9 protein-coding genes are annotated in these 12,053 nt (G+C 70.0%); 4 read left to right on the plus strand and 5 right to left on the minus strand.

All coding sequences use genetic code 11. The annotated features are described in order from the left end of the window. Positions 1-72: 72 nt before the first annotated feature. The 3 genes from VHU88_05730 to VHU88_05740 form a co-directional block, all read right to left on the minus strand. Complete coding sequence (locus VHU88_05730; GenBank protein ID HEX3611168.1) at positions 73-879, minus strand: ABC transporter ATP-binding protein; 807 nt, start codon at positions 877-879, stop codon at positions 73-75. Next, positions 876-2,396 (minus strand): cell wall synthesis protein CwsA, encoded by a 1,521-nt coding sequence (gene cwsA, locus VHU88_05735; protein ID HEX3611169.1) that lies wholly within the window; start codon positions 2,394-2,396, stop codon positions 876-878. Before cwsA ends, VHU88_05730 begins: the two co-directional genes overlap by 4 nt. Positions 2,397-2,642: 246 nt before the next feature. After that, complete coding sequence (locus VHU88_05740) at positions 2,643-3,680, minus strand: hypothetical protein (protein ID HEX3611170.1); 1,038 nt, start codon at positions 3,678-3,680, stop codon at positions 2,643-2,645. Positions 3,681-4,166: 486 nt separating this feature from the next. Here VHU88_05740 and VHU88_05745 point away from each other — a divergent pair, with 486 nt between their 5' ends. Together VHU88_05745 and VHU88_05750 are read left to right on the plus strand one after the other, a co-directional pair. Further along, positions 4,167-4,376 carry a hypothetical protein gene (locus tag VHU88_05745; GenBank protein HEX3611171.1) on the plus strand — a complete coding sequence of 70 codons (210 nt, stop codon included), beginning with the start codon at positions 4,167-4,169 and terminating at the stop codon, positions 4,374-4,376. Beyond that, on the plus strand, positions 4,373-4,657 hold the full coding sequence (locus VHU88_05750) for a hypothetical protein (protein ID HEX3611172.1): 285 nt from the start codon (positions 4,373-4,375) through the stop codon (positions 4,655-4,657). The genes VHU88_05745 and VHU88_05750 overlap by 4 nt, the downstream gene beginning before the upstream one ends. 13 nt (positions 4,658-4,670) lie before the next feature. On the opposite strand, the gene VHU88_05755 is transcribed toward VHU88_05750, so the two are convergent. Then, complete coding sequence (locus tag VHU88_05755; GenBank protein HEX3611173.1) at positions 4,671-7,163, minus strand: transglycosylase domain-containing protein; 2,493 nt, start codon at positions 7,161-7,163, stop codon at positions 4,671-4,673. A gap of 209 nt (positions 7,164-7,372) precedes the next feature. On the opposite strand from VHU88_05755, the gene VHU88_05760 reads away from it, so the two are divergent. Together VHU88_05760 and VHU88_05765 are read left to right on the plus strand one after the other, a co-directional pair. After that, entirely contained in the window at positions 7,373-8,119 is a 747-nt protein-coding gene (locus VHU88_05760; protein ID HEX3611174.1) for a response regulator transcription factor, read from the plus strand. A 16-nt stretch (positions 8,120-8,135) separates the two neighbouring features. Further along, the gene (locus VHU88_05765) at positions 8,136-9,032 is read left to right on the plus strand and encodes a hypothetical protein (GenBank protein ID HEX3611175.1); all 897 of its coding nucleotides are present in this window, start codon (positions 8,136-8,138) and stop codon (positions 9,030-9,032) included. An 842-nt stretch (positions 9,033-9,874) separates the two neighbouring features. Here VHU88_05765 and VHU88_05770 read toward each other — a convergent pair. Beyond that, positions 9,875-11,455: an ABC transporter substrate-binding protein gene (locus tag VHU88_05770; protein ID HEX3611176.1), complete on the minus strand. Its 1,581-nt coding sequence runs from the start codon at positions 11,453-11,455 to the stop codon at positions 9,875-9,877. Between the last annotated feature and the right edge of the window lie 598 nt (positions 11,456-12,053).

Raw genomic sequence — 12,053 nt, forward strand, 5'->3', positions numbered from 1 at the left:
TCATGGTGAGGATCGAGCGCATCCGGTGCCCGCGGATCGCCTCCAGGGCACTGCGGGCGGTGTCTCTGCCTTTCATTGCCAGCTCCCTCGCTGAGCCGGCAGGCCCAGCAGCGTGTTGAGCGACGTGTGGGTGAGGTCGGCGGCGTCGTCGTCGGACTCGTCGGAGACGATCAGGCCGTCGCTGAGCTTCACTCGACGCGAGGCGCGCGACGCGACCTCCGTCTCGTGCGTGATCAGCACGATCGTGGAACCGGCCGCGTGCAGGTCGGCGAACAGGCCGAGCACGTCGTCCGTGGACGCCGAGTCCAGGTTTCCGGTCGGCTCGTCGGCCAGGATCATCGCCGGGTTGGTCACCAACGCGCGGGCCACGGCCACGCGCTGCTGCTGACCGCCGGAGAGCTCGTTGGGGCGGTGCTCGACGCGGTGGCCGAGGCCCACGCGCTCCAGAGCCTGCATCGCCAGGCGCTTGCGCTCCGGGCGATCCATGCCGGCGTAGACCAGCGGCAGTTCCACGTTGCGCCAGGCCGAGAGCGTGGCCAGCAGGTGGAACTGCTGGAACACGAAGCCGATCTCGGCGTTGCGGACCTGGGCCAGGCGGGTCTCATCCAGGGTCGACACGTCCTGTCCGGCCAGCCGGTACGTCCCGGAGGTCGGGGTGTCGAGGCAACCCAGGATGTTCATCAGCGTCGACTTGCCCGAGCCGGACTGTCCGATGATGGCCACGTACTGACCGACGTGGATGTCCAGCGAGACACCCTGCAGGGCCGACACGATCTCGGCGCCGGTGACGTAGCGCTTGGCCACGTCGGTCAGGGACAGCACTGGGACCGGCGTCGCCGCGGATGCGCCCGCGGCCGCGGATGTGGTCAGCGCGCTCATCCGGCACCCCCACCGAAGCCGCCGCCGCCGAAGCCGCCGGTCGTGGTGCCACCCGTGCGGGTGCCACCGGTGCCGGTCCCGGTGCCGGTGCCGGTCCGACCGGTGCGACCGGTGCCGGTGCCGCCGGTGCGGTTGCCCGCCAGGCTGGTGATCGTGAACTGGACCTGGTCACCGTCGGACAGGCCGGAGGTCACCACGGTCTGCTGGCCGTAGCTGGCGCCGAGGGTGACCGGGACCTGCTGCGGCGAACCGTTGACCACCTTGGTCACCATGGTCTGGCCGTTGACCGTCGTGATCGCGGCGGTCGGCACGGTCAGCACGTCGTTCAGTTGCTGAGTCGTGATCGCGACCGTGGCCGTGTCCCCGGGGTGCAGGGTGGTCGGGCTACCGGTGACGTTGATCGTGACCGGGAACTGCGCCGCGCCTCCGGAGGTCGAGGACGCGGTGACGCCGACCGAGGCGACCGTGCCGAAGACCGGCTGGTTCGAGCCGCTGGTGGTGATCGTGGCTTCCTGGCCGACCTTGATCGAGTCGAGGTCCGCGCCGGACACCGTCGCGTTGACCACCCACGACTTGAGGTTGACCACCTCGATGGCCGCGCTCGACGAGGTCGTCGCGCTCGGGCTCACCGCGGAGGTACCGGTGCCGTGGCTGCTCCCGCCGCCGCCGCTGCCGGACCCGCCGGAGGAGCTGCCGCCCCCGCTGCCGGAGGCCGTGTCGCCGACCGAGATGTTCACCGCCGAGACCGTCCCGGTGATCGGGGAGGTGATCGTCGCCCCGGCCAGGTCGGTGTTCGCGGAGTTCAGCTTGTCCTGCGCGCCTGCCAGCTGCGACTGCTCGCCCGCGATCTGCGCGTCGGCGCTGTCGATCTGGGCCTGCTCGTTCGCCTCCTGCGTGGCCAGGTCGGCCGCGGAGGTGGTCGAGCCCGAGGTCCCGGTCGCGCCGGTCGGCCCGGTCGACGTCGACGCCGAGGCCTTCAGCGCGGCCAGCGCTGCCTTGTCGGCCGCGAGGTTGGCCTGCGCCGAGCTCAGCTGCGCGGCGGTCTGGTTGTACGACGCCTGCGCGGCATTGACCGCCAGCTGCAACGACGTCCTGTCGATCGACGCGAGCGCCTGGCCCTTGGTGACGCTCTCACCGACGGTCACCTTCACCGAGTTCACGGTGCCGGCGCTCGGGAACGTCAGGTCCGCGACGTTGGCCGCGGCCACCGTGCCCGAGGCCTGGACGCTCTTGGAGACGCTGCCCGTCGCGATCGTCGAGGTGATGGTCCGCGAGGTCGGCGCAGGCGTGCTGGTCCCGCCGCGGGTCAGCGCCCACGCGCTGCCACCGCCGGCGAGCAGCACGACGGCCAGGCCGGCGGCTACCCACTTCTTACGGCCGCGACGTTTCGGTCGCGCCAATTCGGCCGCGGTCGGTGCCGCTGCCTTGCGACGCATCAATCTGCGTCGCCGCTTCTCCTCCGCGCCCGGCTGCGCTTCCGCGCCCGCCGAGTCCGCGGTGTCGATGGTCATGCTCATCTGCCGCCCCCACGCCTTTGGCATCGCTACTGCGGGCAGCCCCACGGCCCCCCGGCGAGGACAACATTCGGGCTCGGGGCTTGGGGATTCCTGTGAAAGGGCAACAGCAATTCTGTGACAGAAAGTTCACAGCGAGCGCTCAGGTAAGACGCCCGGTCGGCCGGAACGAAAGCGGACCCGGCAGCCGTGCGCTAGCACGGGCTGCCGGGTCCAGAATGCCGCGAACCTGCGCGGGTTGCGCCTCGATCAGGCGGACTGCGGGGCCGTCGGCATCGACATGGTGCTCGGGGCCTTGCCCTTCGCCGGGCTGGTGCTGCCGGCGGCCGTGCCGGGCTTGGCCGGGGTGCTGGCGCCGTTGGCCGTGCCGGGCTTGGCCGGGGTGGTCGTCCCGGTGGTGCCGGTCTTGCCCGTGGTGGGGGCGGTCTTCGACGCGGTGGCGCACGCGGCACCGGTGGTCGAGCCGGTCTTGGTCCCGCTCGCGGGCTTGCCGGCAGTCGGGGTCGTCTTGCCGGTGGTGGGCGTGGTCTTGTCGGTGCCCGTGCCGGTGGTGGTACCCGTCTTGCCGGTGGTGGCGGTGGTCTTCGCGGTGCTCGGGCACGCCGCCGTCGGGGTGGTCTTCCCGGTGACCGGGGCGGGCTTGGTCATCGGCGCTGCGGGCTTCGCGATTGGGGCCGGCTTGGCCTTGTCGGCGGTGGCCGGGGCCTTGCCGGTGACCGGGGGCGTGGTCTTGGTGGTCATCGCGCCCTTGGGCATGGACTTGACCACGGTCGACCCGTTGCCGCCGTTCCCGCCACCGTCGCCGTCGTGCTTGCCGACCATCGGGGCGCCCTTGTCGGCCGGGCCCGGCTTGCCGTGGTCGGCGTCGCCGCGGTGCATGGGACCGTTCGGGACAGCGCACGGCGGGGCCGGGTGCGCCCACGGGCGGTGCATGCCCGGGCCGTGCATGAACGGGCCGGGGTGGACGGCACCGGGCTTGGCCGGGCCGGGCTTGAGCGGTCCGGGCTTGAGCGGGCCGGGCTTGAGCGGGCCGCCCTTGTCGGCCGGACCGGGCTGGTCCGCGCCGGGCATCGGGTGCTCACCCTTGCGGTGGTGGTTCAGGAACGGCAGACCGAAGTGGTGGTGCCGGTGGTGGCCGAATCGGCCGGGCATCGGCCGGTCGCAGTCGGGCCCTGGCTTGTCGGCCTTCGGGGTCTGGTGCATGCCGGGAGCCGGCGGGGTCGGGTGAGACGCCGCCGAGGCGGTGGAGACACCCGAGAGCGCGGTGGCGCCCGCGAGCGCCACCATCACTGCGATTCTGCGAAATTTCACTGCGGGCCCTTCGTGGCGGATCCCGGCCGGTTCATGCCGGGTTCTGTTGAGTGCACCTATCGGGAGGGCCCGGACAAACCACGGGAAAGCAAGAAGCACCTCACAAAATTTGATCGAACGCAACGAACCGGCTGTTCCCGGGGCGCTCTTGCCATTCCGGACACTCGCTTTGTCCGGGAATGCCAGGATTGTCCGACCGCGCCGATGAACTGACGCACTTTCAGTCCGGGCGACCCAAAAGTCGACGGACTCCCCGACCGATGCTCCGGACATGGAGAACATCAGGCGCGAAGTGGATCTCCACTTCGCCGGCTTCGGTCCTCGGGTGAATTTGCCCGGGCCACAGCGGACCCAAAGCGGACTGCCGGCAATCCCTCAAACGGGCCGGGCAGCCTCGGAGGGTGTGGGCGTGGGGACGGGTGTCCCCGCGCGTGGAGAAGTTCGGGACCCGGGGGGGTCGACATGTCGTTCATCGCAGTGCTCGTGTTCCTGGTCGTCATCGGCACGATCGGGGCGCTCATGGTCCTGACGCCGATGATCGATCGTTCGGCCGCGCAGCCGGACGCCTACTGGGCGCCTGGACCCGTGGTCCCGGCCCCGCGCGACGGCGCAGCCGCTGATGTCGCGGTCCAGGCTGTCGAGGTCGTCGAGCCCGAGGCGGGAGTGCGGTGAGCCGGGTACCGGCGCAGCGCGGCGCCTATCAGGTCCGCGACGCCCACAGCCGCGTCGTGCTGGCGTCCGCCCGGACCTACGACGAAGCCGTCGAGGCAGCACACGGTCAGGCGTGGGCCATCGCCCAGGACATCGAGGGCCGACTCGGTGCGCAGGGCGAAGGTCACGCCGGCGGCATCGAGGTCCGCATCGAGGTCGTCGACGGCGCCAGCGGCGAACGCCTGGCGGCCTACGCGGCCTGGACCGGACCGGTCAAGGCCGCGAACCTGCGCCGAGCCTGAGCCCCGACCGGTACTACGGCGACGGCGGGGTCTTGCCGGGTCCGCCGCCGGACTTGGCCCCGCCGCCGGGGTCGGTCGTGGCCGGCGGTGGCGGTGATTCCGGCGGCTTGGTGACCGGTGGCTTGGTGACCGGCGGTTCGGTCACCGGCGGCTGGGTCACCGGAGGTTCGGTGGCCGGCGGACCCAGGGTGGGCGGCGTCGTCGCGCCGCCCGGGTTCGGGCTCGACGACCCGCTCGGCGAGGCGGAGGGCGGGGACAGGTCCAGGGTGCCCTTGACGCCCGGACCGATGTTGAAGTTCTGGGTCGGCTTGCCCTTCAGTGCGAGCTCCATGAACGTCGTCCAGGTCTGGGTCGGGTAGACCGCGCCGAAGAAGGTAGGCAGGCCGGCCACGCCGTCCAGCGACTCGGTGCCGTCGCCCTTGATGTAGTCGACCGAGGCCGCGATCTGCGGCGTGCAGCCGTTGAACCACGCCGTCAGCGACTGGTGCGTACCGGTCTTGCCGGCGACGGGACGGCCCAAGGCCTTGGCCGCCGTGCCGGTGCCGTTCTGGACGACGTTGATCATCGCGCGCAGCACGTCCGACCGGACCGGCGAGCTGTAGACCGGGCTCGGGGTGATCTTGATCGGCGTGATCGTGACGGCGCTGCCGCTGTTGTCCTGGACGTGGTCGACCACGTGCTGCGGGGCCTGCACGCCGGTGCCGCACAAGGTCGCGTAGCCGTCCGCGACCACCGTCGGCGGCACGGAGAACGTGCCGAGCGTGATGTCCGGGACGTTCTCCATGCCCGGCGCGTTGTTGGGGAACCCGGCCCGGACCAGTGAACCGCGAATCTTGGGCGGCCCGAGGTCGACGGCCAGGTTGAGGAACACGGTGTTGATCGAGTCGGTCAGGCCCTGGAACAGGGTCACCGCGGGTCCGTAGCTGGTGTTGAACTCGTTTCGGCCCAGCTTCTGACCGTTCATGTAGAGCGGCGAGTTGCCGTCGAAGACGGAGTTCAGGCCGTAGCCGTTCTCCAGCGCCGCGGCCACCGAGAACGGCTTCACCCCCGATCCCGGTTCGATCGGATAGGTCGCCATGCTCACCTGGGCGTACTTGTCGGTTCCCAGGAAGTCCTTGCCGCCGTACATCCCGAGGATCTTCCCGGTGTTGGGCTGGACGGCAGCCAGGCCGACCCGCACGCCTTCGGCCTTGGACTTGGGGAACTCCTGCGGCACCGCGGTCTCGGCGGCCGACTGCACCTGCTTGTCCAGCGTAGTGTAGATCTTCAGGCCGCTGTTCTCGATCTGATCCTTGGTCAGCCCGCGGGACTCGAGCTCGTTCTCGACCGTGGTGAGGATGTAGCCCTTCTGCCCGCCGAACTGTGAGTTCTTCTGCTGGGTCGGAATCGTGGGGAACTGCTCGCCGGACCGGTCCGACGCACTCAGCGCCTTGTCGGTGACCATGCCGTCGAGCACGTAGCCCCAGCGCGACTGCAAAGCGGTCAGGCCGGCGGCGGTCGAGGGGTCGTACCCGCCGGGGGAGCGGATCAGGGCGGCCAGCACCGCGTCCTGAGGCACCGTCAGCTTGCTTACGTCCTCGTTGAAGTAGGCCTTGGCGGCGGCCTGGACGCCGTAGGCCCCGCGACCGAAGTAGATGGTGTTCAGGTAGTTCTCGAGGATCTGGTCCTTCGAGAGCTGCTTGTCCAGCTTGATCGCCAGCAACGCCTCCTCGATCTTGCGGGTGAGGGTGCGTTTGGAGGTCAGGTAGTAGTTCTTCACGTATTGCTGGGTGATCGTCGAACCGCCCTGTTGCACCGTGCCGCCGCGCATGTTCACCCAGAACGCGCGGATGATGCCGGTGAACGAGACGCCGCTGTCGTGGTAGAAGTTCCGGTTCTCCGCGGCGATCACGGCGTCGCGCAAGGACTGCGGCATCTGCGTCAGCGGGACGATCTCGCGGTCGGTCTGGCCGAACTGGCCGTAAGCCGTCTTGTTGTCGCCGAAGTAGACCTGCGAGGTCTGCTCGAGCACGCTGGCGTTCACCGCCGGGATCGTGACCCGTTCGTAGGCGATGAACACGATCACGAAGCCCGCTGCGACGATCCCGAGCAGCGCCACGAACGCCTTGATCATCCGGTGTCGGCGCCGGCGCTTCTTCGCGGTCAGCACCGTGATCCCGGCTGCGGCAGCCGCGGCGCCGGATCCGGCTCCGGCGGCCACCGGGGGCCGCTGCGGCGGTCCGCCCGCGGGCTCGCCGCGCGGGGGGAACATGAGCGCAGGCTCGTCGACCGGCGGCGGGGACGGGTCCTGGCCGCCCACGGGGCGGAACCACTCTGAGGTCTGCTCCGCAGGGGGCTCCGAGGTCGGCCGGATCTGCGCGGTCGGCTCGTCGGCAGCGACGGTCCAGGTCTGCGGGCCCGGGCCGGGATCGACCGACGGCGGGGGTGCCGGCGGGGTCGGGGGTTGCGCGGGGCCGGGCCGGCGCCTGCCCAGAGCCCTCTTCAGCCGCTCAAAGGGGTCCTTCACGCGAACCGCACCTCCCGGGCACCCGATTGCACGCCCTGCACCGTCGCGACCCTACCGACCACCACTCGGGGGGCTGCGACCAGCGCCGGACGCCAGGGGCGCGTCCACAACACTTACACAGAAAGACCTCAGAAATGCTCCGCAGATCTCACAGAAATCGCACAAGAAAGGCATGGGAAAGCCAAAGCCACGAGGTCCAGATTGATCACATGACGACTTCTTCCAGCATCTTGAACCCGACCGCCCGACCCGGCGCTCTGCGGGAGGACGGCACCCCGATCCGGGTCCTCGTCGTCGACGACGAGCCGAGCCTGTCCGAGTTGCTGATGCTGGCCCTGCGCTACGAGGGCTGGGACATCCGTACCGCCCCGGACGGCACGTCGGCCCTGCGGATCGCCAAGGAGTTCCGGCCCGACGCCGTCGTGCTGGACATCATGCTGCCGGACATGGACGGGATCACCGTCCTGCGGCGGATGCGCGGCGAGGTCGGCGACGTGCCCACCCTGTTCCTGACCGCCAAGGACGCTGTCGCGGACCGCATCGCGGGCCTGACCGCCGGCGGCGACGACTACGTCAGCAAGCCGTTCAGCCTCGAGGAGGTCGTCGCCCGGCTGCGTGGGCTGGTGCGGCGCACCACCGGCCCGTCGTCGGAGGGCAACCGGCTGGTCGTCGGTGACCTCGTACTCGACGAGGACACCCACGAGGTGTTCCGCGGTGACGAGCTGATCAAGTTGACGGCAACCGAGTTCGAACTTCTGCGCTACCTGATGCGCAATCCGCGCCGGGTGCTGTCCAAGACCCAGATACTGGACCGGGTCTGGAACTACGACTTCGGCGGCCAGGACAACGTCGTCGAGATCTACATCTGCTACCTGCGCAAGAAGATCGACGCCGGCCGCCCGCGGATGATCCACACGCTGCGTGGGGCAGGCTATGTGCTGAAGCCGGCCGCATAGCCGCACTGGGAGACTCATGGCACCGTGGGGGCGACGCAGACATCGCGTCGCCGCGCGGGTCGGAGTCCTGGTGGGCTCGCTGGTCGTGGCCGGCTCCGGGCTGGCGTTGCTCGCGCGACACTTCGGCAACTGGGGGGCCTTCGGTGAGGGTTGTACGGCGCGGGTGGGGTCGCGCAGCGCGGACCTGACCCTGGACCAGGCACGCAACGCCTCCGCGATCGTCTCGGTCGCGGTCCGCCGCGACCTGCCGGCCCGGGCGGCCACGATCGCGTTGGCCACCGCGATGCAGGAATCGAAGCTGACAAACCTCGACTACGGCGACCGCGACTCCCTCGGGCTGTTCCAGCAGCGCCCGTCGCAGGGGTGGGGGACCGCGGCTCAGGTCCTGAACCCGATCTACGCGGCCGGGGCGTTCTACGACGCGCTGGTGAAGATCCAGGGCTATCAGACGATGAACATCAACAACGTTGCCCAGGACGTGCAGCACAGCGCCCACCCCGACGGCTACGCCCGGCACGAGTCCGCGGCGCGCGCCCTGGCCTCGGCGATGACCGGCCAGTCGGCCGCGGCGTTCAGCTGCGTCGTCGGCGGCACCCAACTGCTGGCCGACAACACCGGCACGCCGGCCACCCGGGCGGCGACCGTGGCGACGGCCTTGACCGGTGCGTTCGGCTCGATGCTGACCACCGGCACGCCGGACCAGACCGGCGCCGTCGTGGCCACCGTCGCGGCAGGCACGGAGGCCGGCCAGCACGCCTGGGCCGCAGCCGAGTGGCTGGTCGCCCAGGCGAAGTTCTACGGAGTGTCCGCGGTGGAGTGCGCGGGCAAGGTCTGGACCGCCAAGAATTCCTCGAAGGGCTGGACCGCCGACCCGAACACCTACCCCGGCTCGCTGCGCTTCACCGTCTCCTGAGGCCTCGTCAGGTTCGACATGTCCCGTCGCGCCCACGGCCTCCACGGCGTCGCCTCCGCCCGGCCTCGCCCCCGCCCAGCCCGCCTTGACCCCGTCGGCTGCAGAACACAACCGAGGCGGCTGAGGCGCGACGCGCGGTCGGCCGCGCCACTGGCGTGTCGGCCCTGCTCGGCAGCCTTCACGGCCCGGCCTCGCCCTCCCGCGTCCCGCGTCCCGCGGGCCCGGCCCGGCCCCCGCCCCCGCCCGGCCCCTGTTCATCCCGCCGGCTGCAGAACACAGCCGAGGCAGCTGAGGCGCGACGCGCGGTCGGGCGCGCCCCTGGCGTACCGGCTCTCCTCGGCAGCCTTCACGGCCCAACCTTGCCTCGCGTGCTCGGCCCGGCCTCGCCCCTGCCTGGCCCGGCCTCGTCCCGCGGGCTCGGCCCGGCCCGCCCCCGCCCAGCCCGCCTTGACCCCGTCGGCTGCAGAACACAACCGAGGCGGATGAGGCGCGACGCGCAGTCGGTCGCGCCGCTGGCGTATCGGCCCTGCTCGGCAGCCGACGAAGGCAGGCTGGGGGGCGCGTCTGGAACAGCGCAGCGCCCGGGTGGAGGGGTCCACCCGGGCGCTGCTTGGTTCAGATGTTCAGATCGTGCTTGGAAGGCTTACTTCCAGGTGTATCGCGCTTCGCGCTCAAACCTGTTCAGGCGCCTCGGGAGCGGACGCCGCTCGTTCCTCGCGGCGGTGGCTCGTCTCCCTTCGCCTCCGGTGCTCGAGAGGGCTCGCAAGCTCGCTCTCTCGGCACCTTCGGCTCCGGTCGACGCGCCGTCCGCTCGTTGGTGGGGCGGCGTCGTTCCGCTCGGCTTACTTCCAGGTATAGATGATGAACTGGTCGGGGTCCGGCGCGAAGCCGTTCGGGGAACCGTCGGGGTTCGAGACGGTGTTGGTGCTGGTGTACTTGTAGATGAACTCGCGGCCCTGGCCCATGTTGTGGTCCCAATTGTTGCCGGTGCGCTCGGACTGGACGTAGCTGAAGCGCTGGTCGAGGGACGCGTCCGACTTCCAGACGGTGCCGTTGTCCAGGGTCGCCATCATGCGGTCACGGGTCAGGTTCGGACCGGTGGCCTTGGCAGCCTGCGCGAAGATGTTGATGCCCGCGTAGCCGGCCTGCACGATGTGGTGGTTCGTGCCCTTGTTGAAGCGGGCGTACTTGTTCATGGTGGCCATGAACTCCGGGCCCCACAGCTTGTAGGTGGTGTTGGTCCAGTAGCGACCAACCGGCCACTGGCCGAAGATCGAGCCCAGCACCTCAGCGGCGAGGTGGTTGCCCGAGATGCCCTTCGGCGGGTAGTAGCCCTGCTGGGCCGACTCGACCATGAACTTCGCCATCGTGGCCGGGTTGATCACGTAGTGGATGATGTGCTCCGGCGCCGCCGCGCGCATCGCCAGCACGTACGCGGACATCGAGGTCTCCGAGATGGAGACGTCGGCGCGCTTGACCAGCTTCGAGCCCGAGGCGTCCATGACCTTGGCGACCTCGTTGCAGGCCAGCTGCATCTCCGGGCTGGTCAGGCAGACCATGCCGTAGGTCTTGGGCTTGATGACGTTGGCGGCCCAGTGGGCGCCGGCCATGGCCTCGTGGATCATCGACATGTGGCTCGGGAACATGAACGGGTCCTGCCACTCGGTCTGGGAGTAGGCCCAGGCACCGACGTAGGGCAGGTGGTACTGCTTGAGGTCGTCGTGGATCGAGGCCGTGGCCCAGTCCACGCCGGTGACCAGTGCGAAGACCTGGTCCTGACCGGCCAGCTTCTTGATGCAGGCCTTGGCACGGGCAACCTCGCCCGGGCCGTCGTCGCAGTCTGTCATCTCGAGACGACGGCCCAGGATGCCGCCCCGGTCGTTGATGGCCTGCATGGCCGCGAGGTCGCCGTGGACCTGCGGGGTCACCAGCACGTTGCCCAGCGCCATGCCGTGCATGTTGATCGTGCCGAGCTTGATGGCGTCCTTGGTGACACCGATGTCGGTGGCGCCGTTCTTCTGGTCGTACACCTTCTGCTGATCGGCCGAGGTGTCGGCCTTGACGGTGTCCAGCGCGCCGGTGGCGGTGCCACCCGAAGCCGGGACGGCAGCGGGCTTGGCAGCGGTCGACTTGGTGGTGCTCTTCGTCGCGGTCGACTTGGTCGAAGCGGCGGTCTTGGTGCTGGTCTCGGCCTTGGCGGCCGGGGCCTTCTCGGTGGTGCTCGCGGCGGGAGCCGCAGCCTGGGCCGGGGCCGCAGCCGGGGCCGGGGCGGCCGCGGTGTCGGCAGCGGCGGCGGCCGGAGCGGCCGGAGCCTGCGCGACCGAGGAGGAGGTACCACTGTTGCTGCCACAGGCAGCAAGCACGAGCGCGGCAGAAGCCACCACGGGGGCGACCTTGACGACGCGGCTGTTCCAGCGTCTCACCCAGTTACTCCTTAATTGGCCCGGGCGATCCAGCCCGGGGATTCCGATGTCCGAAGCGGTCGCGACCGGGCCGAGCCTCATCGGCTGGTCGCTGGTTCGGGGTTTCACCACAAATCCGGACAAGTGGTGCGCCGGACGTTGTGGGATAAGAATGTCCTGAGAAAACGCTGAGGAGCAACTATGTGACAGGGGGTACACGCCCCCGATCGGGCGTGACTGATCGGTAGGGGAACCGCCGCAGTGCGGCCTACGAATCACATTTCTGCAGGTCAAGACCTTGTGTGGCGATGCCGTACACGGCTCGCGCCGTCGGGCCGGCGCTTTCGATCGACTCAGCAGAAGTCTGAGAAAAGAACCCGGACGGCCTCAGGTGTTGCTGCGGCGGGCGTGTCCGGGAGGTCCTTGAGGCCGACCGCGGCCCGGGGCGCGGGGCGAAGGGCGTGTCCGGATCGGGCGGTACTGCCACCAATGGTCGATGTTTTCCCCATAGCCCGTCGTGCCCTGCTACAACCCGGTTGCGGGGTTGTGCCGAATATGGGCCTGTTAGCAGTGGGGGACGCGGCGCCTGTCGGTGCGGTGCTCAACCTGGAGCAATGGA

The sequence above is a fragment of the Sporichthyaceae bacterium genome, assembly GCA_036269075.1.
Taxonomy (GTDB): domain Bacteria; phylum Actinomycetota; class Actinomycetes; order Sporichthyales; family Sporichthyaceae; genus DASQPJ01.